Origin of the sequence: Priestia abyssalis (assembly GCF_002019595.1) — a bacterium.
In the GTDB taxonomy this organism is placed as follows: Bacteria; Bacillota; Bacilli; order Bacillales; family Bacillaceae_H; genus Bacillus_BA; species Bacillus_BA abyssalis.
Genome location: NZ_KV917369.1, coordinates 1,779,169 through 1,804,141, shown reverse-complemented (window position 1 = coordinate 1,804,141; position 24,973 = coordinate 1,779,169). Strand labels below are relative to the sequence as shown.

Below are 24,973 nucleotides of genomic sequence, written 5' to 3'. Positions count from 1 at the left end.
GAGGAAGGAGACTTCTTTCGGACAATGCGTTAAAAACACCTGTCATCAACACCCGGGAGTTTTCTTCTTAGATTGCTAGAATCACTTTTGTTCGTTTGCTGTCGATAATGGAAGGTAGATTTCCACTTTCGTCCATTTTCCCTTTATGCTCTTATATTTGATCGTTCCATCCATGTCTCTAATAATTTTGTTGACAACCATCGTACCCAACCCTGTTCCCTTTGTTTTTGTCGTATAATAAGGCAGGCCGATTTGTTTAATTTCATCTTCTGTTAGGCCAATTCCATTGTCTTTAACAGAAATCACGACCTTGTCCCTGCTCGTAACTTTTTTAATGCAGATTATGATTTTACCTTTTTGTTCTATCGCTTCTATACTATTCTTTATAATGTTTATAAGAGCTTGTTTCAAGTACTGTCTGTCACCATGGATGAAATGTTCACCTTCTTCATGATAACCTATAGAAACATTGTGTAAATGTGCAGTAGGGTTTAAAAGTTTTATCGTCTCTCTTACAGCTTCCTCAACGATAAAGCATTCGTGCTTCATGTCTCCCGGTTTAGCGAGAGATAAATATTCCGTTATGATCCTATTCGTTCTTTCCAATTCTTCGAGAATTAAATCGGAAAACTTATATAGCTGGTTATGATTATCCCCTTCTTTTAAAAACTGTATAAAACCTTGGACGGTTGTTAAAGGATTTCTTATTTCGTGGGCAAATGCTGCGGCCATGTGTCCTACTGTTTTTTGATTTTCAAGGTATACGGATTCATCTAACTGTTGATTATTGCTAATCATTTTTTCTATCGCAAAAATCATCCCTACGAATGAGATAAAAAATATTAAATAATAAATGACATAAAAAGAGAAATTTAAAAAAGGAATGAATGTCTCTAACAGCACAACCGAAATCAAAAGATACATTGTAAATACTACTACAGAAAAATGGACTCTATTATTTGATTGTACAAATCCTCTTCTTAGGAGAACACTGCAAATCAACGCTATTAAATTAATCACAACCCCTATCACTACAAAATCACCGCCAATAAAGTAGCGCGTGATTGAAACAGAGACCGTGCAAAAAACACCAGCAAACACTCCGCAATAAAGGGTTAATATTAAAATAATAACCATCCGGAAATCAAAATGCGTATCTTTTAAGACTTCGATAGGATAAACCATGCATAAAAGCGCTGCAAAAGTGCCCATTAACGAGTAAGCTGCCCGTTTTTTGTAGTTATCAAAGGACGATCGGCTAAAAGGGATAAACATATTTGCATTTACTACCAATGATATAAGGATGGTGTAATTTACAATTAAGGGTTTAATAATATTAATAAACAAAAGATGCACCTCCTCAATTGCCCAATTCAAGTCATCAACTTTTGTATGTATCCGGCAGAAAATGAGCCTTCCTCAAGCATAAGTAAGCGGTTGTCAAGATTTGAATCATTTCTTGGCAACCGCTTATGAAAAGATCTTACACATAAAAGACCATAATATTGATTCATATTACATCATATCTGTTTTTCCTCTCAATGGGAAGGTTTCTAAAGAAAATAGACAAGTAATATTGATTATCTTTTAATCTATTCGACCAATTTCCCCCTCATATACTCAATCGTTTGTTTCAACCCCTCTTCATAGGAGGTACAAGGCACTGGGCCCATCAGCTTTTCATATTTTTCGCCGCTCAATACGACCGGTTCCTCATTTAAGTAAAACATTTCCACCACTTCCCTCATATTTGGATTGAATAGACCGAGAAATCTGATCATATTTTTTGTAACAGTCGAAACTCGTTGCTTATAATCGGTGATGGTTCGAATCGTTTGAACGATCTCCCTCCCCGTTACGACTCCATATCCAGGAATATTCCAGTTTTGGCCATATGCATTCTCGTTTAATGCCAAGTTAACGATGGCCTTTGCACCATCCGGGGTAAAGATAAACTCTCTTGCAATCTCCTGGTTTCCGACAAAACTTGCTTTCTTATTTTTTACTACACCTTGAAGTGTATAGTGCAAAATCGTATTTTCAGCATTAGGGCCGTAAAAATCCGGGAAATGGGCAATTAAAGCCGGCACACCTGACTCTTTCACCATCTTCTCCACTTGTAATCGAATGTTTCCTTTCTTCGTATGCGGATTTTTAGGCGTTGTTTCACTTACCTTCTTACCACTACTCCGCCCGTAAGCGTAGATATTTTCTACAATGGCAAGCTTTGCCCCCTGATGTTTCGAAACGTTTACAATATTGGACATGAAGACAGCTAATTTCTCTTCCCATTCTGAATATGGGAGATTTGCGGCCTGAAAAATGACATCCACTCCTGAGGCTGCCTCCCGTAAATCGTCTATCTGAAATATATCACCCGTAAAAATGGTAACATTCGGGTCTCCCTTAAACAATTTTTCCAATTTAGCCTGTGTACGCGCGAAAGCAGTAACGGTTATCCCCCTTCGGGATAACTCTTTTACAATAGAATATCCCATTCCACCTGAAGCCCCTACTACCAATGCTTTTTTCATTTCAACTTCCTCCTTTTTAATTAACCACTGGTCAATAATTTTCAAAAAAAATTAAATGACGGATTTTAATAGAAATTGAACATGGGAAAGAGCTAAATCCTTTACATCATCATAGTCGGTGACATGACGGCTATAATGAGTGACAAACCCATGAAGAGATAAAAAGATAGACCATATTTCTTGGATCGTTATGTTGTTTTTGCATAAAGAGTACACGCTTTGTGCAAACTTTTCATAGCTTTTATCAGGACCTTGATTCATACAGTTTCTGACTTCCTCGTCTTTAATTAAAAACATAATTTCATAATGACTTTGATGTGTCAGCCCAAACTTGATGAAACCTAACAAAACCTGTTTCAGCTTTTCCTCCGGCTCCAAATTCTGCTTCAAAATATCATCCAATATTTGATCCAGCATGTGAAAATGTTCTTCTACCATCGCATAGAATAATTCTGCTTTATTTTTAAAATGATAGTAAATAGCACCATGACTATAGTTTAATTCCTTGGCAACTTGTCTCATTGATACATGCTGATACCCTTTTTTTACGAATAAATCCCTTGCTGCACCCATGATCATTTCACGTGTTAATTCTTGTTCGACAGATTTTCGCGGTGACATGAGATCCTCCTTTATTAACCACTGTTCAATAATATATTATGTAATTAAATTCCAGTTGTCAACTATAAAGAAAAGGATGGATCAAATGGACAAAAAAGCCCTTTTGATCCATCCCCTTTTTACATTTTTCTCATCCAATGACGATGTCCAGCAATAGCATCAATGAATGCTTCATTGAACGCATCCATATTTTCAGCATCTCGGCTGAATACTACTCCTGACGTTGAATACACTTCTTTCCCGGTTACTTGTGCAGCTGTTTCAATACCAGGAATATTCGCAGCAGCAAGCAGTTCTCTTCCTTCACCGACGGCTCCAATCGCTTTGTAATGACTGAATGCTTCACCAATGAAATTCATTGCTTCTTTTTGCCCCTTTAATTGATCAACACTTTGTTGGCCGCCTGCTACATAGACAGCGTCAAATAACACGGAGTCGCTTGTGAGGAATGTATGGGTCACTTCAAGCTGTTCACCGTCCGCACTTGTAATCATACCTAAATGACTGCTGATAATTTCTGCGGTTACGCCGGCTTTTTTCAAAGCATCTATGACTTCATTTACTTCTGAATCATTAAATCCATTTTCGGCTAGAACGGCCACCTTTCTCGTATCCGGAACCTTAATGGTATTCTCTTGACTCAAAGCCGGAGAAGAAAGGGTTACTCCGCTGCCTTTAGCATTTACCGGCGGTTTGGCTCCAATCCCAACAGCAATTTGCTCTGCAAGATATTGGTCTACGTTACTAAACATGTCTACTACTTGCTGTTGAATATCTTTGCTCTTTACCTTTCCTAACTCAAAACGAAAAGCTTTAATAATGTGCTGTTGTTCTACTTCCGACATACTATTCCAAAAGAGAGTGGCCTGAGAATAATGATCCTTGAAGCTTTCACTGCGCCGGCGAACTTTTCGTCCGTCTATTTTTTCTTGATAATGGACATAACCGCCTTCTTCTGCTGATGCAGGACTCGGGTCGTTCCCCTGCAAAGAGTTTTTATGGTAGGCGACAGGGCCTCGGTTGATCGTCATACGATGCATACCGTCCCGCTGATGATTATGAAACGGACAAACCGGGCGGTTGATCGGAATTTCATGGAAGTTAGGGCCGCCTAGTCTTGTGAGCTGTGTATCGGTATAAGAAAAAAGCCGCCCTTGAAGCAATGGGTCATTTGAAAAATCGATCCCAGGCACGACATGCCCTGGATGGAACGCTACCTGCTCCGTTTCAGCAAAGACATTGTCGACGTTCCGATTCAACGTCATTTTACCGATAATTTGAACCGGTACCATTTCTTCCGGCCAAATTTTTGTCGGATCGAGAATATCAAAATTAAAGTTGAACTCATCTTCCTCCTCAATCATCTGGACGCCAAGCTCAAATTCCGGATAATTCCCCATCTCGATCGCTTCCCAAAGATCTCGGCGGTGGAAGTCTGGATCTTTTCCGGCTAATTTTTGCGCTTCGTCCCAGACAAGTGAATGAACGCCAAGTACCGGTTTCCAATGGAATTTGACGAAACGTGCCTTCCCTTCCTCATTGACAAATCTGAACGTATGGACCCCGAACCCTTCCATCATCCGGTAGCTGCGAGGTATGGCCCGATCAGACATCGCCCACATAATCATATGGGCCGATTCTGTATTATTGGCCACAAAGTCCCAAAACGTATCATGTGCCGTAGATGCTTGAGGCATTTCATTATGCGGCTCCGGCTTAAAAGAGTGGACTAAATCCGGGAATTTGATGGCATCTTGAATGAAGAAAACAGGGATGTTATTGCCGACAAGATCATAGTTTCCCTCTTCTGTGTAAAATTTGGTCGCAAATCCTCTCGCATCCCGTACCGTATCACCCGAACCACGGGAACCCGCTACCGTGGAGAAGCGAACAAATACTGGAGTTTTAACAGACGGATCTTGAAGAAACTTTGCCTTCGTATACTCTTTCATAGGTTCGTATACTTGAAAATATCCATGGGCAGCATATCCCCTTGCATGAACAACCCGCTCTGGAATTCGCTCATGATCAAAGTGTGTCATCTTCTCACGGAAGTGGAAGTCCTCCATGATTGTGGGGCCTCGTTCCCCCGCCTTTAGTGAATGCTCATCATCGGAGACACGCAGTCCCTGATTTGTCGTCAGCTTTTGACCGCTGTCGTCAACACGAAAATCATCCAGCTGCTTTTGTTTGCTTTGTTCGTATCCGATAGTCTTTTGTTCTTGTTTTTTGTCCATTTTTTATTCCCTCCTATTAATCCCGTACTGACGGGCAGTAAGATTTCCGGTGCTATGTACTTTTTAGCAGTTTCACACTTTTCCCGAGTATTGGCCATGAATGCGGCTCGGCAACTTTTTTATACATCTCTTGCATGTTATACCACCATGTTTTAATACCTAAACTAGCGATTCAAAACTTTTCTACTATTCTTTCAAAAAAGGGCTGGCCCCCGTTGCATTCTTACATTCATACAACGGGAGACCAGCCCTAAACATAAAGCCTCCGATTCGACGCAGAATCGGAGGCTTTTCATATATCTTTTTTCTCTACTAGTTTTCTAGATTATGTCGAAACGATTGGCCATTTCTGCCATTATTTTTGAGCGATATCCACAATGCGGCCTTCTACAGCCGGAATGGCGGTCGGGTTCGCTGTGAAATAGTCTTTGAACATTTCCCAGTCGACAAATCCAGGTTCGCTTAGTCGCCCTTCTTCATACGCTTTTTTGAATACCGTATAGCTGTCGCCGCCTTTAGCCGTAAACGTGTTTGTTGCTACAAAGTATTTCTTTTCAGGATTTAATGCCACATACGTTCGGCCGTCTTCTTTCACTTCAACAGCTACTACTCTTTCACCAGCCTTTTTTCCGCTGTCATACGTGAATTTCAAACCGGAAACCTGCAAGAAGGCTCCAGATTGCTCCGCCGGTACCGAAGCTACGCTATGCTCAAGCGCTTCAATGATTTCTTGCCCTGTTAACTCCATAATTCCTAAAGAGTTCCCGAACGGCAGGACCGTTAAGATTTCACTCAACGTCATGTCGCCGCTGTCAATGGACGCCCGGATTCCGCCGCCATTCTGCAGGGCAATAACCGTATTCGGATTGATTGTTTTTGCTTTTGCCAGCATTCCATCCGTAATGAGATTCCCTAAATTTGTTTCTTTTGTACGGACATTTGCACGCTCACCGTCTAATGCAACCGCTGTTGTACCGACAATTGTTTGCTTAAATGCATCAACGGCCGGCTTATATTTTTCTGCAAGGATTTTGGCTGCTTCCGCATCATCTTGAAAAACGTACGGTGCATCTTTTTCATCACTTGCTTTTTGATCGATGTCAATCAACTCTCCATTATGTTCCACTACTTGTCCATTTTCATCGAATTCCACATCCAACACGCCAAGGAACTTGCTGTATTCGTTCGCCTGGACGATGACAGTCGGCTCTTCTCCTGTCATATCAACAACAGGAGCTTCTAACTTATCATGGGAGTGGCCGCCGACGATGACATCAATTCCTTCCACTTCCTTCGCTAATGTTGCATCATTGTCTCCGCCGCCATCCTGGTAGCCGATATGCGTGAGAGCAATAATCTTATCAATTCCCTGTGCTTCGAACTGCTGAACGGCCTTTTGTGCCTCTTCAATATAGTTTTCGAATTCAACATCATCTCCAGGGCTTGAGATATCTTTTGTTTCTGCTGTTGTTAGACCGAAGATACCGATTTTTTCACCGTCTACCTCTTTCACGATTCCATTATAAATTTCACCATCGAGCGGATCAGTCGATAACTCATCATTGAAACGGTCTTTTAAATTCCCATCCTTTGAAAAATTGACATTTGCACTGACGAATGGGAACTTGGCATTTTCAACGAATTTCGCCAACGTTTCAGTCCCAAGGTCAAATTCATGGTTTCCGAATGTCATCGCATCATAGCCGATATAATTCATGAACTCCAAGTCTGCTTGTCCCTTATATTCATTGAAGTACAATGTACCGGAGAACACATCACCTGCATCCAGCAATAACGAATTAGCGTGTTCTGCCCGCACTTGCTTGATCGCTGTAACCCGTCTCGCAATGTTGTCTATATGAGCATGAGTATCATTCGTATGCATTAATGCCAAATTGAAATTGTCATCTTCAGAGCTTTCTGCTGCCTTCTCACTGCGGAAAATGAACGAAGCCATTTGACCGCGGGTCACTTTGTTATTCGGCGAGAAGGTCGTCGATGTCGTTCCTGTCGTAATGTTATGGTCAAGAAGCGGTTTCACAAATTCCGTGTACCAATCATCTTTGTTCACATCCGTAAACGGCGAGTTCTCTAATGTCCCTTGCTTAAACTCAAAAGCCAGGGCAATAATTTTTGCCACTTGAGCTCGACTTAACGGCTCATTTGGCTTAAATTGGTCACCGTATCCTTTTACAATGCCTTTATTGGCCAAAGCGGCGATATAACCGTAAGACCAGCCATCTTTCGCGACATCTGAAAATCCAGGGTCTTGTACATTTTTTGTATCTAAATGTAACGCAAGGGCAATAATTTTAGCTGCTTGGGCGCGTGTCACTTCCGTATACGGGCGGAATTCATCGCCATATCCCGTGACGATACCGCGATCCTGCAAGCTTTTGACCGCTTCATAGAAATGATCCTGCGGTTTTACATCTTTAAAACTGCTAGATTCAGAGCCTTCCGCCTGAGCGTTCGGGACGAAAGCCACCGTTGCGCTCGCTGCAACAGCGGCAGACAGCGATACATGCAACATTTTTTTACGATAATTAGAGTTAACCGACATAATGATCCCCCTTTAATTCTGGTAAAAGCGAACAAAATGTTTCTAGTACAAAATTATTATAGCAAAAGAGCCATACCCGAACATTAAGAAATTGTAAAATTTTCAAATTCCCATGTGAATTTGTGTTAATATTCCATAAAACTACTGCTCTTCGACAGATAAGAGTGAGAGGAATTGCCGAATACTTCAATTCAAGGCTTTCACGTTATCCTTGATCAAACCCCAAACATTTTTTACGGAAAGGCGGCTGTCCCATAATTCATAAACAGACTACAAAAATTATGTTTTTACTGAAAGGACCCGTCATTGAATCCTTGATTTTACTGGATTCTCATGCGGGTCCTTTCAAAAGGATGAATTAAAAGGGGGCTTCCCCCCCCCTTTTAATTCATCCTCTTAGATAGATTCATATATTTTTTCCGGAAACCAAGATAATCTTCCTGATAATCTCACGACTTCCCCAATAACAATCATAGCGGGATTGGCAATCTGTTCATTTTTGACCACTTCCACTATAGTTTCAAGCGTAGCGGTCACCGTTCGCTGATAACCGGTCGTTCCTTGTTCAATGACGGCGATAGGAGTTTCAGGATTTTTTCCGCACAATTTCAGTTCATTACATATATAAGGAAGGTTTTTAATTCCCATATAAATCGCCAGAGTGTCCACCCCATGGGCTAAGTGATCCCAGCGGATGCTTTCCGGCTTTCCGCTCATACAGTGGCCTGTGACGATGGCAAAAGACCGGCCCAGTTCCCGGTGAGTGACAGGAATTCCCGCGTAAGCCGGGGCCGCAATTCCGGAGGTAATGCCAGGCACCACTTCAAATTCGATTCCGTTTTGGACGAGTACTTCCGCTTCTTCGCCGCCGCGGCCAAACACAAACGGATCCCCGCCTTTCAAACGAACAACTGTTTTACCCTCCAGCGCTTCTTCCACCATTAATTGGTGAATGACATCCTGGGAAACACAATGTTTTCCGGGAGCTTTGCCGCAATAGATGAAATCGGCTTCTATCCTTCCATGTTGCAGCAGTACCGGATTGACCAGCCGATCATATAAAATCACATCTGCCATTTCCAAACATTTAACCGCTTTAACTGTTATTAGATCCGGATCACCGGGACCGGCTCCTACAATATAGACTTTCCCCTTTTCTCGTCTCATGTTCGTTTCTTACTCCTTCCTGATGCCGATTAACTGGATGCCAGTCAGCCTGTCCAAAAATAATGACTCTACAAAAGAATTTTCTGTTAAATTTCCATCGCTTCAATCCATTAATGCAAACATTCCTTTGAAGGAAGATATGCGGATGATCCGTTGCTGGACCACCCGCATATCCTCTTGGCTCACTAACCCTCGATAAGAAGATAAACTTCATCGCCTTCTATCGATGTTTTATATGTTTTGACACATCCCGTATCCGGTTCTTGTACCTTCCCATCATCCAGGCAAATCTTCCAATCGTGCATCGGGCAAAAAACAAATTCTCCGCTCACCACTCCCTCAGTTAACACTCCGCCTTTATGCGGGCAGCGGTTTTCAACCGCACGGATGCTGCCGCTTGACAATTTAAATACAGCAATTTCTTTATCACCAATACAAACCGTTTTCCCCAAGCGATCTGGAAATTCATTGGTTGAACCCACTAATACTTTCGTCTTCGTTACGCTTTTGTTCACCATGCCGTCATTTCCTCCTTTGAATAATCCTTCCAACATTACGACATTACAACATTTTCAAATAATTCTTTTTTCTTCTTATCGTCTTTAATAATCGTTTTCCATGGATCTTTGAAAATGGATAATGTTTCTTCCATACGAGCGTTCAGCTCTTTCCGTTTTTCCTTATCATCTAAAATCGATTGCACGTGCGCTAAACCAACGCGCTCAATCCACGCGGATGTACGCTCTAAATAGTTGGCCGTTTCACGGTAATATTGCAAATAGGCACCTGTAATTTCCATTACTTCTTCGTTTGTTTTTACTTTGTATAGCAAGTCTCCGCCGCGTACGTGGGTTCCGCCGTTACCGCCGACGTAAATTTCCCAGCCGCCGTCGATGCCAATGAATCCAATATCTTTAAAGCCGGATTCAGCGCAGCTTCTTGGACAAGCGGATACCGCCATTTTCACTTTATGAGGCGTTTGGAGACCCTGGAATTTCTTTTCAATTGCGATTCCAAGAGCCATTGAATCTTGCGTACCAAAACGGCAGAACTGTTCGCCGACACATGTTTTAACCGTACGAAGAGATTTTCCATAAGCATATCCAGACGGCATATCCAGATCTTCCCACACCTTTGGCAAGTCTTCTTTTTTGACCCCAAATAAGTCGATACGCTGGCCGCCTGTCAACTTAACTAATGGAATCTCATATTTGTCCACCACATCTGCGATTTTTCTTAAATCCTTTGAATTGGTTACGCCGCCATACATGGCAGGCACGACCGAGTATGTTCCATCCTTTTGGATGTTCGCATGCATCCGTTCGTTAACCAAACGGGATTCTTTTTCATCGTCGTATTTTGTTGGATTGACCATTCCTAAGTAGTAGTTAAGAGCCGGACGGCATTTAGAACAGCCTTCCTCTGTGCTCCAGCCAAGGACATTCATGACTTCTCTTGTATGAGTCAATCCTTTCGCTCTAATTTCTTCTACCACTTCATCCCTTGATAATGTGGTACAACCGCAGATGGCTTCTTTTTGAGCATTCACATCAAATTCTGACCCAAGCGTATGCTGCAGGACTTCTGCTACAAGCGGTTTACATCCGCCGCAAGAACGGGAAGCACTTGTACATGCTTTAATTTCATCAACCGAGCAGCAGCCTTGCTGTTGGATTGCCTGGACAATCGCACCTTTTGACACCCCGTTACAGCCGCAAATGATTTCATCATCTGTCATGCTGGCAACTAAGCTTCCTCCTGCCTCTTCACCAATCGGCTGCAAAATCGATACCTTCGCTGTCTCCGCAATATCTGCCTGTTTTTGAATCATAGAGAACAAGCGGTTGCCGTCACTGCTGTCACCGAATAACACAGCTCCGACGATTTGATTCCCTCGTAAGACAACTTTTTTATAAATACCGTCCTGTTCATCGAATACCTTGATCGCTTTTTTGTCATCTCCCTCTGTGAAGTCACCGGCAGAGAATACTTCTACACCGGACACTTTCAATTGAGTAGATAGTACCGATCCCTGGTAAGGCTTTGTTTCCACACCGCAGATTGCCTTCGCTAATACTTTTCCTTGCTCGTACAACGGGGCAACTAACCCGTAAGCAATTCCATTATGCTCGGCACATTCTCCGACAGCGTAAATATGCGGGACATCTGTTTGCAAATAGTCATTGACGATAATCCCTCGGTTAACAGAAAGACCGCTTTCTTTGGCTAATCCGATGTTTGGTTTGATCCCAACCGCCATAACCACTAAGTCCGCTTCCAGTTCCGTTCCGTCGTTAAACCTCAATCCTTCTACGCGATCATCCCCAAAGATTTCCTGCGTTTGTTTTTCTAATAAAAATTTCATTCCTTGTTTTTCTAATTCTGTCTGTAATAGTTTACCTGCTGTTGGATCTAACTGGCGTTCCATTAAGTATGGAGCAAGATGGATGACCGAAACATCCATTCCTAGATTTAAAAGGCCCCTTGCCGCTTCCAGTCCGAGCAGCCCGCCTCCGATCACGGCCGCTTTTTTATATCGTTTTGAAGCAGCCAGCATTTCATCCGTATCTTTAATATCGCGGAAGGCTGTCACTCCTTTTTTATCCGCTCCCGGAATTGGAAGGATAAATGGAAGAGAACCCGTTGCCAAAATCAATTCATCGTAAGGTTCCGTTCTTCCTGAATCGGTTATGACCACTTTTTTCTCGGAATCGATCTTTATAACCGTTTCCCCTGTATATAATTGAATATTGTTTTCTTTATACCAATCCCAGTCATTTAACGTGATATCGATGACTTTCGTATCTCCTTGCAGCACCTTTGATAATAGAATTCTATTATAATTCGGATGCGGCTCGCTTCCGAAAATCGTAATCTCAAATTTTTCCTTTGATACATTTAATACTTCCTCGATGGCTCTAACACCAGCCATTCCATTCCCTACAAGAACCAGTTTCTTCTTTTCCACCTGACGTTCCTCCTCTTAAAAAACTGCCTTAGTTATATAAGTTTCCTACACTATACCATGGCTCGCTAAATACGTGACTCATCGTGTGAGATTTCCTCACATAGTTTTCGCAACATTTCAAATCCTCTAATAAATATTTTGTTCCATTTCTCCTATCACGGTAATCTAGTTTCCCAAAAACTCAAAAAGGGCACTGCCTTTACGGCATGCCCTTCTTTTCCCATATAATTTCAGGTGTCAATCTCTTTTAATTGGACACCAAATCCATCGTGGAACTCACTTTCACTGCACTGACTTTAAATCCCGGCATTCGACATGTAGGGTCCAACTCCTTCGACACAAGTCGATTGACATTTTGAGACTCATCCCAGTGAAAAGGAACAAAAATCGTGTCCTGGCGGATCGCTTCCGACCATTTGCTTCTGACCACAATACTTCCCCGTCTGGATTCAATCTTCACCAATGAATGGTCTTGAATATTGTATTTTAATGCTGTCGTTGGATGAATTTCCATGAATGATTCAAAATTTCTCGCTGCTAATGATGGACTTTTTCTTGTTTGTACGCCTGTTAAATAATGTGACATAACTCTGCCCGTCGTTAAATAGAGCGGAAACTCTTCATTCGGTTTTTCTTTCGGAACAGCCGGGTTATTTGAAACAACAACCATAGACGCCTTCCCATCAGGATGCGCAAAAGATGTTTCAAATAATCGTTTTGTCCCTTTATGTTCAACGTCAAGACACGGCCATAAGATGCCGCCTTCCTTTCTCAAGCGGTCATACGTAATACCGTAATAGTCAGCAATTCCGCCGCGGCTTGCCACCCTTAATTCATTAAAAATCTCTTCCGCAGATGAAAAGGAAAAATAGTTCTCTTTTCCAAGAACACGGGCAATGTCACAAATAATCTGCCAGTCATGTTTCGCTTCTCCCGGGCTTGGATAGCTTGCTTCCCGCAGCGTTACTCTCCCTTCCAGATTGGTCATCGTGCCCTCATCTTCCAAATAGGATGTGGTCGGCAAAATAAGATTGGCTAGTTTAGCAGTTTCTGAAACAAATAAATCGACTGCCACAAAAAACTTTAATTTTTTTAATGCCTCTTTGACGAAGTTTGCGTTTGGATTGGAAACAACAGGGTTGGAACACATTAAAAGCATGCCCGTAATCTCGCCGTCATGAATTTTCTCCATCATTTCGTAAGCTGAAACCCCTTTTGTTGGCAGCTCATCTTTGTTAATTCCCCATACGCTCGCAATATAGGCCCGGTGTTCTTCGTTTTCAATCAAACGATATCCCGGAAGCTGATCCGCCTTTTGGCCATGCTCCCGGGCCCCCTGACCATTCGCTTGCCCTGTGATTGCTCCGTAACCGGAGTATGGCTTTCCAATTTTACCTGTAGCAATAAGAATATTCAGGAAATTTCTTACGGCAATCGATCCGTCTGTTTGTTGTTCCACTCCCCTGGCCGTAAAAATCATGCCCGTTTCCTCCCGGCCGAACGCCACAGCCGCTTTGCGAATTTGTTCGATCGGGACACCAGTCATTTGGGCAATTTCTTCTAAATCCAAAGAAGATACATACTCGTTTACTTCCTCAAAGCCATTCGCTCTTTCTTGAATAAAGGTTTCATCGATGTAATTTTCTTCAATGATCACTTTTAATAGTCCATTCGCTAAAGCCGCATCCGTTCCCGGTTTCACTTTTAAGTGTAAATCGGCTATTTTCGTTGTTGCCGTTTCACGGGGATCAATGGCGATAATATACGCCCCGTTTTCTTTTGCTTTTTCAAAATACGGCATGATGGTCGGCTGACATTCCGCAATATTTGTGCCCGCTAATATGATACAGCGTGCAAACGGAATTTCCGACAAGCTATTGGTTAACCCCCGGTCCATCCCAAACGTTTGGCTGGCTGCCGAAGCAGCAGCGGACATACATAAACGCCCGTTATAATCAATGTATTTTGTTTTTAGGGCGACACGTGCAAATTTACCGAGCAAATACGCTTCTTCATTCGTGATGGAGGCACTGCCATAAACAGCTAATGCATTCATTCCGTCTTCTGATTGAATTTTGGCGAAGTTTTCTTTAATATGCTTTAACGCTTCTTCCCAAGAAATACGAACAAATTCACCGTTCACTTTCAATAATGGATACTTGATTCGATCACTATGCAAAGCATGCTGATGTGCATTCATCCCTTTAATGCATAAACGCCCCTCGGATGTTGGATTATCCTTTCCGATTGTCGTGTACTTTTTTCTTGAGACGATAGATTGTTCAATCAATTGCATCTTACATTGCATGCTGCAATATGGGCACTGCGTATCATACGTTTTTTCCGATTGCACTTCCTGCTGCTTGGTCCGAAAGTATTTTAATAATAAATCAGTCAAGTTACTTCATCCTTTACTTATTTATTTCCTTCATCCTCTTTTCTGCTGATAAATCTTCTATAATAAGTTCTGCTTAATAGCTCAATACTTCTTCCTTCCATTCAGGAGGTTGACTCAAAAGGTATGTTTTTTCATACCTTTTGAGTCAACCTCTTTCGCCAAGACTTATCTTCATTTAACCGCTCTAACAGCTGCTGGCGAAGCTCCCTGTCAAATAACACTTCCCTTACATGGATTAAACCAATCCGTTCCAGCCACTGCCATGTACGCTCCAGGTAATTGGCTGTCTCACGATAATATTGAATAAAGCCGCCGATAACCTCCATTGCTTCTTCATTTGTCCCGGCAACACACAGCAATTCTCCGGCTCTTACATTGCGCCCGCTGCTGCCGCCTGTATAAATTTCCCACCCTCTATCAGTACCGATTACTCCGATATCCTTTGTTGTTGAACCCGCTCCATTATGCATGCAAGCAGATACACCAACTTTGACGCGATAAGGAGTTGTTACGAATTCAGATTGCTTTTCCAAGTCGACAGCCAGCTTGAGAGATGGATGTTTATCGCACTGGCAAACATGTTCACCGATACATGTTTTGACATTTTGGACCATATTTCCATAAGTAGAACTTAACGTCATGCTTAAATCAGCCCACACTCCTGACAGGTCTTCTTTTTTCACCCCCATCAAATGAATTCTTTGCTCACTTGTCACAGCCACATTCGATATACCGTATTTTTCGGCAACATCAGCAATTTTTCGTAATTGCTCTGCAGTTGTCATGCCTCCGTACATTTGCGGAATAACAGAGTACGTACCATCATGTTGAACAGTCGCATTCATCTGTTCACTTATGAAAAGGATCTCTTGTTTACTTTCATACTCGGGATAAATCATTCCTAAATAATAGTTTAAGGCAGGACGACATGTTGAACAGCCTTGCTTGTTTTCCCAATTAAGCATATCCATCACTTCTTGCACAGAGGTCAAGCTTCGCATCTGCATCTCATGAACTACTTCATCTTCCGTTAACGATGTACAGGAGCACATCGACTTTTGTTCAATCACCTCATTAAATTCATCACTCTGAATATATGATAGAAGATCTGCTACTAGCGGCTTACAACCTCCGCAAGAGCCTGATGCTTTTGTACACTTTTTGACTTGTTCAACGGTCGTTAACCCTTGCTTTTGAACCGCCTCGATAATGGCCCCTTTCGAAACGCCGTTACAGTTGCAAATGATTTCACTGTGTGCCATGGAAGCAGCCGAGTGTCCGGTTCCATTTGATGATTGAAGCAAAACGACTTTTTCCACATCTGACACATCTTTTTGCTTCACGATCATATCCAGCAGCCTTGTACCATCCTTCGTATCACCAAACAATACAGCGCCAACCATCTTATTGTCTTGAAAAACGACCTTTTTATAAACACCGTCTAATTCATCAAAGATGGTAATCGCCTTTGTTGTTTCATCTCCCGCAAACTGGCCGACCGAAAATACATCAACACCCGATATTTTTAACTGTGTAGATAGAACTGACCCTTCATAACCTCTACAGCTCATACCGCAAATGTGTTTGGCCAGCACTTGCCCCTGTTCATAAAGAGGTTTTACCAATCCGTATACCATTCCCCTATGCTCCGCGCATTCTCCAACCGCGTAAATATTTGGTATATCAGTTTCCAAATAATCATTAACAATAATTGCACGGTTTGTATCAATACCACTTTCCTTAGCTAACTGAACATTCGGCCTAACCCCTACAGCCATCACGACCAAATCGGCTTCCACTTCCGTTCCGTCCTTAAAACGCAGACCCTCTACACGATGTTTTCCAATAATCTCTTGTGTCTCTTTTTGTAAAAGGAAGTTCATCCCTTGATTTTCCAACTCTTTTTGCAGCATTTTGGCTGCCATTGGATCAAGCTGTCTCTCCATTAAATAAGGAGCAATATGAACAACATTCACTTCCATTCCTAGGTTCAACAGCCCTCTTGCTGCTTCTAAACCTAATAATCCGCCGCCAATCACGACCGCTTTTTTATACTCCTTCGAGGTTTCAATCATTTTCTGGCAGTCTTCGATTGTGCGAAATGCGATAACCCCTTCCTTATCTGCGCCTGGAAGCGGAAGAAGAAACGGAACAGAACCGGTTGCTAAAATGAGTTTGTCATAGGAGACTTCCCGATTTTTATCCGTTCTTACAACTTTTTTCTCTTTGTCGATTTTTATGACCGTTTCCCCTGTAAACAGTTGAATGTGATGCTCTTCATACCAATTACGATCATTTATCGTAATATCTTCAAGCGACGTACTTCCTTGCAGTACGGTCGACAATAAAATTCGATTATAGTTGACATGCGGTTCGCTTCCGAAAATAGTAATCTCAAAGGCATCGGAATCATTTTTTAAAATCTCCTCAATACAACGTACACCTGCCATGCCGTTCCCTATTAACACTAGTTTTTGTTTATTCATTTTAAAACCTCCAGCCGATTGTGAAAAATAACAGCCAATACCAATACCGTTTATACAATTCATTATTCCATAAAATTCACTTTAAAAAATTAATCATGTTATGTTTCCTTACATCATTTGTGACAAAACAAAAAACAAAAGACTATCCTTAAACCAAGAAAGAAAACAAAAAACTCGCAACCAGGGAGGGTATGATGATGAAAAAAACGATCAGTCTATTTTCATTTTTAGTATTAGTGGGTAAAGTCGTCTTTTCGAAAAACCAAACTATCGGCTGGTAATAAAAGAAAAAATACGATTGTTTACCAGTGCACTTACTCACAAGCAAAAATTTATTTATTAAAAGGAGATAAATGTTATGAAGTTAGCAGATCTTAAAAAAAGCGGTCATGCACCGTCATTGTTTGCCTCATTTCTATATTTTGATGTTAGTTTCATGATTTGGGTCTTACTAGGAGCACTCGGGGTGTATATTACAAAAGATTTCGGCCTTTCACCCGCCCAAAAAGGGTTCATTGTGGCCATTCCAATTCTGAGCGGTTCATTCTTCCGTCTCATCCTCGGCGTCTTAACCGACCGAATAGGGCCTCGCAAAACAGCCATCGGCGGAATGAGCGTAACAATAATCCCTCTCGTATGGGGTTGGTTATCCGGACAGACATTAACCGAACTTTACTTCATCGGTATTCTTCTCGGGGTAGCAGGGGCAAGCTTTGCCGCTGCCATACCGATGGCAAGCCGCTGGTATCCGCCGCATTTGCAAGGATTAGCGATGGGAATTGCGGGTGCAGGGAACAGCGGAACATTATTCGCGACATTATTCGGACCGCGCCTTGCAGAGAATATTGGCTGGCATAATGTGATGGGACTAGCTCTTATTCCTCTATTAATTGTTTTCGCCCTTTATATCTTTATGGCGAAGGATGCCCCTTCCCAGCCTCCAGCCAAACCAATTAGAGACTATTTCAATATCTTTAAACTAAAAGATACATGGTATTTCTGTCTGCTTTACAGTGTCACTTTCGGTGGTTTTGTCGGTTTAGCCAGCTTTCTAAGTATCTTTTTTGTGGACCAATACGATTTATCAAAAGTAAGAGCAGGTGATTTTGTTACACTATGCGTGGCGGCAGGAAGCTTTTTCCGTCCAGTCGGCGGATTCCTTGCTGATAAATTCGGCGGCGTTCGCCTTCTCACCTTTTTGTTTATCGGGGTAGCCCTCACCATGCTCGGCGTAAGCCAACTTCCATCGCTACCTGTCGTAACCACTTTATTATTTTTAGGAATGCTTTGCCTTGGCATGGGAAATGGAGCGGTCTTTCAACTAGTTCCACAGCGATTCCAACAAGAAATCGGAATGATCACCGGAATTGTCGGTGCAGCCGGTGGAGTCGGCGGATTTTTTGTACCAAATATTCTTGGAACACTTAAACAGACGACAGGAACCTACGCTACCGGCTTTATGGTTTATGCAGGAATTGGAATAGCAGCACTATTAGTACTGATGATTGCACAAATTTCATGGAAGAAAGCTTGGTCATCCAAAGAAGCTGAAGCTTCTATTAAAATGTAGGGAACCTGGATCCATCCGCAAAAACGGACTATCATCTTCTCTAATTAAATAGTGAAGATGATAGTCCGCATTTCAAATTTCAGGGAGCATAAAGCGAACCTTCTCATCAGTAAGGAAGCCGCCCGTTAGAACGGGATAAATCATTACGATGAAAGTGAGCATTCAATTGCCCTTGAATCATTTTTTTCTTTGACTTAGCTTCTTCTACTTGTTTTTCGCGTTTTACGAATTCTCTGCGAATATCATGTGTCTGAACGCCATCTTCTATTTTTTCAGCAATGTCCATCAGTCGTTCAATATCAGAAAAAGAGTACTTACGAATACCTGAAGATGTACGTTCGGGAAAAATGAGCTTTCTCTCTTCATAATATCTAACTTGCCTCTCTGATAAACCTGTCAATTCTTTTACAATTCCCATTGTCATAACTTTCTTATCAAGATAGGAAGACTTATTCTCCAACACAACTTCTCACCTCTGCACAAAATTTTTAACGACCTAAAGCTTCGCCAGCCTTTCGTATATATCACTCAATGTTCTACATCCTAATTCTTGAACTTTGTTTATATAAAGACACCATAGCTTTGCGGTTAAAACAGCATCTCCCAACGCATGATGCCGATTTTTTATAGGGATTGCATTATGTTCACAAAAATCTTCTAATCTCACAAACTTTACATCAGGTTCAGCAATTCGATAGAGAAATGAAGTGTCGACGATTCGAGGCTTAAACGAAGTACGGAAAAGCTTCCAGCTTGCGTGCTGCAAAAATCCTTTTTCATGATTCGCATGGTGGGCAACGAGGGTAAACCCTCTCGTATAATCAAAGAAGCGAACCAGCACTTCAGAAAGCGGCGGGGCATCTTTCAATTCAAGGTTTGAGATTCCTGTTAATTCCTCTATCTCAGGAGAAAGCGTATGTTCAAACCGAACAAGGGAGTAAAAAGTTTCATTCTCTAGAACTTCTCCTCCACAAACCTTAATGGCCCCGATCGAAATGATCTCATCTCCCTGATCAGGAAAAAATCCGGTCGTTTCGATATCAAAAACGACGACATTCAACTTGTGGAGCGGAATTCCCATCACGTCTTCCCCATTTATTTCTTTTTGCATTTGACGCAAAAAAGCCATTTGCTGCATGTTTTGTCCTGTCACTCCACCAAACACACCCGAATTAACCTTCCCTGAAAGTCCTCTCATAAATTGGATAAGCGGTTCAAAGGCCATTAGCTAACACCCTTTTCAATCATTCCTTGAACATATTGATGAAGCTTTTTTCCATCTTTCAAAATTTGCTTAATCTCTCTCTTTTCAACCTTGCTTAAATTTTTGATATTTAAGTAGTGTGTATCATCATATGTTTTTATCTGACTAAACAACGAAACCCGATAGTCTAACAACATCAGGAAGTTTGTTTTATAGTTCATTAACTCCATTTCGTACCCTTTTACCATTAAACGATCCATACGATCAAGGGTCGATGTCTCCACAATACCTTCTTTAATGGCAAGAAGCCGAATAGCATTTACATATGGAAGAAAAGCAGCATGTTTTAAATCGATCGACCCCTCATGCATTCCTTTGTCCTCTACAAGAATTTGACCCAAAGGACCGATCGCCTTTTTCAAGTGCATGACATTTTCCATAAAACGTTTCAACAATGCCGGTTGTCCCTTCTGGAAATCATGAATAAAGGATTTGAGCCGAGACACCATTTGCTCCTCCCCCTTTACGCTCCTGGCATCGTAAAAAATTTGCAAATAACGGATCGATTCCCAACTTTCTTCTTTCATCCATTTCAAAAGCTGATGTTCCCACCCCTCCAGCGACTGACACCAAAGGGGGTTGGAACTCATCACATTTCCTTCGCAATACGGATAGCCGACGATGTTCAACCCATAAGAAAGCTCTTCCCCCATTGCTCGGAAGTATGCTCTCGTCTCATGATCCGCTCCCTCGAAAACAATTCCATGGTCTTGATCACTAATAAGCCCTTGTTCAAATCTTCCCCCGCTTCCCGTGATAAACCAGGAATACTTTCCAGGAGGGTCCCCCTTCTTCAGTCTACTAATAGATAAATCGAAAACTTTCTGCATGACCGTGTCATGAAATTGATTCAACAAATACGTATTTGATTGATACCGAGAAATATGTTCATCCTTCCACCTTTTAATAGATTCGTAAGATGAGCAATCATTACACATATCAACACTTCCTTTACTTAAGAAAAGCGCAAGCGCCTTGATCAGCTCGTGAAGGAAATAGGGATTGATCCATAAGGCGCTTTTTGCCTTATGAGGGCAATCATCTTTTCCACAACGAGCTAGGCGCTGGAGCTGGACATCTCCAAAAAAGCAAAAGCCTCCTTTCAGAGGCCTCCGCTTATGAACTAAGCTTATTATCTTCTTTTGCTACAAATGCTTCTGGATATCCATAACTGCCGTGTTCACTTATATCCAATCCCATGATTTCTTCCTCTTCTGTTACACGAAGTCCGTTCATAACTTTTTTCGCTACAGCTAAGATGATGAATGACACGATGAATGCATACGCACCAGAAACGGCCACTCCCATAAATTGTACTCCCAGCTGTGTGAATCCTCCTCCGTAGAATAACCCCGGCAAACCAACCGTTGCAAGTTCCGGTGTTGCAAAGAAGCCAGTTGATAGCGTTCCCCAAATACCTGCGGCTCCGTGAACGGATAGAGCGAAGATTGGGTCATCAATTTTTCGTTTCTCAAAAAATCTAACACTATAGAATACGAGAATACCAGCAACAAACCCGATGACAATAGCTGCCCATGTATCAACGAATGCGCAAGATGCCGTGATGGCAACAAGACCAGCTAACGCTCCATTTAACATCGTCGGAACATCCGATTTACCTAATACCATCCAAGAAATAATAAGTGCAGCTACCGCACCGGCTCCGGCAGCGAGATTTGTATTCAAAGCGACAAATCCGAAAAACCCATTATCGACAGATACCGTACTGCCGGCATTAAATCCAAACCAGCCAACCCATAAAATTAGAACTCCCAATGCCGTATAGACTTGGTTATGACCGTAAATATTATTTGCCGAACCATCTTTGTTATACTTTCCAATACGAGGTTTAAGCAAGATGGTAGCCGCTAACGCAGCCATCGCACCTGTTAAATGAACAACCGTCGAACCTGCAAAGTCTTGCTTACCATGTTCAGCTAACCAGCCGCCGCCCCAAATCCAGTGAGCAACAACCGGATAAACCAATGCAGAGAATAAAATGGTAAAGACCAGGTAGACCGATAATTTAGCACGTTCTGCAAAACCGCCAAGAGCGATCGTGATTGCGATTCCTGCAAATGCAAGCTGGAAGACAAAAAATACAGATGATGAAAGGCTCATGCCTTCAAGTTCGTATCCTGAATAAAAGAAATGTGAAAGCCCAACCAAGAAGTTTGCATTATCACCGAAGATAAATCCAAACCCGACTGCCCAGAATACCAACGACGCTAAACCGAATGTAAAAATAGTTTTACCGGCAATGTGACCCGCGTTTTTCATTCGAGTTGAACCGGCTTCAAGTAAGATAAATCCACCTAACATAAAGATAACTAAAATTGCCGCTAACATGACCCACAGACTATTCATTAAATAAATCGGATCCATCATCTTTCCCCCTTTAGATTCACCTGTCTCACTTCCTAACATTATAGTGTTAGGAAATATAACACGTTGTTGTTACTCTTTATTTTAGCGTATGTTTTTCAAAATTCAATACATTTTTTAAAATTTCTGATAAATGTGTGTAAGAAGTTCTTACATACTTACAACTGAAAAGGGGAGATAAGGTCTATAAAAACCTTTACTAAAAGGGGCTTTACGACCCATTAGAGCAGCAGAAAAAGACAAACCATCTTCTTCCATTGCTTCCGCCGAAATAAGATGGTTTGTCTGAATAACGCGAAATGAATATCAATCTTTTTTAAAGCTTAAGAATTTTTCATGATTAAATCCATCGTATTATACACAACGAGATAGGTAGACAAAGAATACATCGTTTCATAAACACCAAATACGAAAAACGCACTCCCCAGAATAAAAATGTTAAAGAACATCACATATTGCCCAATCGAAAAGCGGCTGCGTTTATTTAATAAAATGGCAACAATTTCTGTTCCATCTAATGATCCACCGCAGCGAATAATGATGCCAACACCCATTCCTAAAATAATCCCTCCAAGCACCACGACTACAACTGGATTCTTCGTTAAAGCTGGAATAGGTTCTAGTATAAATGTTCCCATTGCCAGTGCCAAAATGGCAAATAGACTTAAAAATACAAAGTTTCTCCCTAAATACCGATATCCTAAAAGCAAAAAAGGTGTATTCAATATTAAAAGTACATATCCTACTTCAAGCCTGGTAATATGAGAAATAACGATGCTCATTCCAACAATACCACCATCGATCACATGATTCTTTATCAAAAACAGTTCGAGGGAAATGGCTACAAGCAGGGCCCCGCACAAAATATAGAATACTCTCTTATAAAAAGGCATTTCTGCTGATCTACTATCATTTATGTATTTAAGACGTTCACTGTACATATAACCTCCTCCCCCTCATCAAACACCAAATAAAATAAGATGAGACTGTCGCATAAATCTCAATTTAACGATAAAGAATGATCGTATTGAAGATTGAAGGGTCCTGTCACTAATTACTGCGTGCTCTTTAATATATTCCTTGAATCAATAAAACTTGTCTTAATTTATCATGCGGGATTTGTCCAACAGAAAGAACATGGCTGATAAATATTTTTTAAGCCGGTTAAGAGCACACCAAAAAATCCCTGCTCTATAAGAGCAAGGACACCGTTAATGCAGGATAATTGTTATTCAACACCCGGAAACCATCCCGGTGTATGAATGATCGCTTGCCAGAGCGGATCCGGAATAACAAGTTGCTGTTGATGATCTTTATTTAACTTTGTTACGATTTCAGACTCTTTGCCTTGTTCCACTTTCTCTACCCAGTCCGGGTCGATAATGAGCTCACGTCCCAATGCAATCAACGGAACTCCGCTTTGCAGAGCTTTTAACGCATCATCCGCTGTATAGATGGACCCTACCCCAATTACAGGAACCCGGTCGCCAGCTTGCTCTTGAATGAGCTCTATGCGCGGTCGTGTATCGTCCACTCCCCGTCTAGGCGTGGACCAGAAGTCCATCAGTGAAGCATGGAGATAATCAAGATTTTTATCTGCCAGCGCCTCGACTAATGCTAATGTATCCGCCATTGTGATTCCTGGTGTTTCAGGCTCCTCCGGTGAAAAGCGATAGCCGACGATAAACGGTGATTTCGCATGATCAGCGACCGCTTTTTTCACTTCATCCACAACCGCCAATGGAAACGCCATACGTTTTTCCAGACTTCCTCCCCACTGATCTTCGCGGCGATTTGAATGAGGTGAAAAGAATTGTTGAATCAGATAGCCATTGGCACCGTGAATCTCCACCCCGTCAAAGCCTGCTTCAATGGCTCGGCGAGTCGTTTCACCAAAATCACGAATAATAGTCTCTATCTCGGAACCGCTTAAGGCTCTTGGTATGACTCCTTTGGCAGATGGTGGTGCTCCTTGTTCAGCAGGAACCGCACTCGCACTGACAAGCTCCCCGTTTGGCACCAATTCCGGCGGGCACATACGTCCGCCGTGGAACATTTGTAAGATGGCTTTTGCTCCCTGCTCTTTAATGGCTGTCGCTAATCGTCGCAAACTTGGAATCATGTCATCGCTGTCTCCGCCGAATTCACCATGAAATCCTTTCCCATTGGCTGTTACATATGTACAAGCCGTAATGACCATACCCACTCCTTTTGAGCGGCGAACATAGTATTTAATTTCCTCATTTGAAACGGTACCGTCCTGATTGGACGAGAAATTCGTCATCGGTGCCATTACGATACGGTTTTTTAATTCGATTCCTTTTGAAAAGGTAAATGACTCAAATAACGGTGCATACTTTGGATTCATCATGTTTACATTCCTCCCCTATGTTTTTAATGATGGTGATTTCCTTTTGATGGATTGTTGATGACAAAACCTTCTTGAGGTACATAAAAATACTGTATCCAGACCCCATCTAAAAAGTCTTCCCGTTTATCCAATAGAACATCAATGTCTTTGTCCGTCTTCACGATTTCATCATGCTCAGTTGGTATATCAAGCCTTAAATCATAGTGAGCATGATCACCATGCTGACCTGTCACGAATACACGAATCATTTTTCCTTCTGCTTCTTCACTGCTCAACATCTTTTTTAACTGTTTTGCAGCATTGCGATTAATTTTACATTTCACTTTTATTGTCTCCCCTTTTACATTACTTACAGCACCTATAATCATTTAACCTAGTTATTCATATTTAAAACAGCAATCTAAAACTC

The 24,973-nt window shown here is 41.8% G+C and carries 18 protein-coding genes; 1 reads left to right on the top strand and 17 read right to left on the bottom strand.

Annotation, left to right across the window (positions count from 1 at the left end):
- Positions 1-81 precede the first annotated feature (81 nt).
- The 10 genes from BK575_RS08380 to nirB (BK575_RS08335) form a co-directional block, all read right to left on the bottom strand.
- The gene (locus BK575_RS08380; protein WP_078409974.1) at positions 82-1,347 is read right to left on the bottom strand and encodes an ATP-binding protein; all 1,266 of its coding nucleotides are present in this window, start codon (positions 1,345-1,347) and stop codon (positions 82-84) included.
- A 245-nt stretch (positions 1,348-1,592) separates the two neighbouring features.
- Positions 1,593-2,534: an SDR family NAD(P)-dependent oxidoreductase gene (locus BK575_RS08375; RefSeq protein WP_078409973.1), complete on the bottom strand. Its 942-nt coding sequence runs from the start codon at positions 2,532-2,534 to the stop codon at positions 1,593-1,595.
- Between the two features lie 51 nt (positions 2,535-2,585).
- On the bottom strand, positions 2,586-3,155 hold the full coding sequence (locus BK575_RS08370; RefSeq protein ID WP_078409972.1) for a TetR/AcrR family transcriptional regulator: 570 nt from the start codon (positions 3,153-3,155) through the stop codon (positions 2,586-2,588).
- Between the two features lie 119 nt (positions 3,156-3,274).
- The gene (locus BK575_RS08365) at positions 3,275-5,392 is read right to left on the bottom strand and encodes a catalase (protein WP_078409971.1); all 2,118 of its coding nucleotides are present in this window, start codon (positions 5,390-5,392) and stop codon (positions 3,275-3,277) included.
- A 355-nt stretch (positions 5,393-5,747) separates the two neighbouring features.
- Entirely contained in the window at positions 5,748-7,955 is a 2,208-nt protein-coding gene (locus tag BK575_RS08360) for a 5'-nucleotidase C-terminal domain-containing protein (protein ID WP_078409970.1), read from the bottom strand.
- A gap of 396 nt (positions 7,956-8,351) precedes the next feature.
- Positions 8,352-9,122, bottom strand: a complete 771-nt coding sequence (gene cobA / locus BK575_RS08355; protein WP_078409969.1) for a uroporphyrinogen-III C-methyltransferase — start codon at positions 9,120-9,122, stop codon at positions 8,352-8,354.
- Between the two features lie 185 nt (positions 9,123-9,307).
- Positions 9,308-9,640, bottom strand: coding sequence for a nitrite reductase small subunit NirD (gene nirD, locus BK575_RS08350; RefSeq protein WP_078414704.1), 333 nt, complete (start codon positions 9,638-9,640; stop codon positions 9,308-9,310).
- Between the two features lie 35 nt (positions 9,641-9,675).
- Complete coding sequence (nirB, locus tag BK575_RS08345; protein ID WP_078409968.1) at positions 9,676-12,090, bottom strand: nitrite reductase large subunit NirB; 2,415 nt, start codon at positions 12,088-12,090, stop codon at positions 9,676-9,678.
- A 247-nt stretch (positions 12,091-12,337) separates the two neighbouring features.
- Positions 12,338-14,488: an assimilatory nitrate reductase catalytic subunit NasC gene (gene nasC / locus BK575_RS08340; RefSeq protein ID WP_078409967.1), complete on the bottom strand. Its 2,151-nt coding sequence runs from the start codon at positions 14,486-14,488 to the stop codon at positions 12,338-12,340.
- A gap of 131 nt (positions 14,489-14,619) precedes the next feature.
- The gene (gene nirB / locus BK575_RS08335) at positions 14,620-16,974 is read right to left on the bottom strand and encodes a nitrite reductase large subunit NirB (protein WP_078409966.1); all 2,355 of its coding nucleotides are present in this window, start codon (positions 16,972-16,974) and stop codon (positions 14,620-14,622) included.
- A 358-nt stretch (positions 16,975-17,332) separates the two neighbouring features.
- Between nirB (BK575_RS08335) and BK575_RS08330 the strand changes: the two genes are divergently transcribed.
- On the top strand, positions 17,333-18,544 hold the full coding sequence (locus BK575_RS08330; protein WP_078409965.1) for a nitrate/nitrite transporter: 1,212 nt from the start codon (positions 17,333-17,335) through the stop codon (positions 18,542-18,544).
- 106 nt (positions 18,545-18,650) lie between these two features.
- Here the strand turns inward: BK575_RS08330 and BK575_RS08325 are convergent, their stop codons facing one another.
- From BK575_RS08325 to BK575_RS08295, 7 genes are all read right to left on the bottom strand, one after another.
- A complete protein-coding gene (locus tag BK575_RS08325; protein WP_328589490.1) occupies positions 18,651-19,007 on the bottom strand; it encodes a MerR family transcriptional regulator in 357 nt (118 codons plus the stop codon).
- A gap of 33 nt (positions 19,008-19,040) precedes the next feature.
- A complete protein-coding gene (locus BK575_RS08320; RefSeq protein ID WP_078409964.1) occupies positions 19,041-19,769 on the bottom strand; it encodes an exonuclease domain-containing protein in 729 nt (242 codons plus the stop codon).
- Positions 19,769-20,746, bottom strand: coding sequence for a DUF294 nucleotidyltransferase-like domain-containing protein (locus tag BK575_RS08315; RefSeq protein ID WP_078409963.1), 978 nt, complete (start codon positions 20,744-20,746; stop codon positions 19,769-19,771). The genes BK575_RS08320 and BK575_RS08315 overlap by 1 nt, the downstream gene beginning before the upstream one ends.
- Positions 20,747-20,924: 178 nt before the next feature.
- Positions 20,925-22,193, bottom strand: a complete 1,269-nt coding sequence (locus tag BK575_RS08310; protein ID WP_078409962.1) for an ammonium transporter — start codon at positions 22,191-22,193, stop codon at positions 20,925-20,927.
- A gap of 323 nt (positions 22,194-22,516) precedes the next feature.
- Positions 22,517-23,134: a YitT family protein gene (locus tag BK575_RS08305; RefSeq protein ID WP_078409961.1), complete on the bottom strand. Its 618-nt coding sequence runs from the start codon at positions 23,132-23,134 to the stop codon at positions 22,517-22,519.
- Between the two features lie 287 nt (positions 23,135-23,421).
- On the bottom strand, positions 23,422-24,561 hold the full coding sequence (locus tag BK575_RS08300) for an NADH-dependent flavin oxidoreductase (protein ID WP_078414702.1): 1,140 nt from the start codon (positions 24,559-24,561) through the stop codon (positions 23,422-23,424).
- A 26-nt stretch (positions 24,562-24,587) separates the two neighbouring features.
- Positions 24,588-24,887 carry an iron-sulfur cluster assembly accessory protein gene (locus BK575_RS08295; RefSeq protein ID WP_078409960.1) on the bottom strand — a complete coding sequence of 100 codons (300 nt, stop codon included), beginning with the start codon at positions 24,885-24,887 and terminating at the stop codon, positions 24,588-24,590.
- Positions 24,888-24,973: the final 86 nt, after the last annotated feature.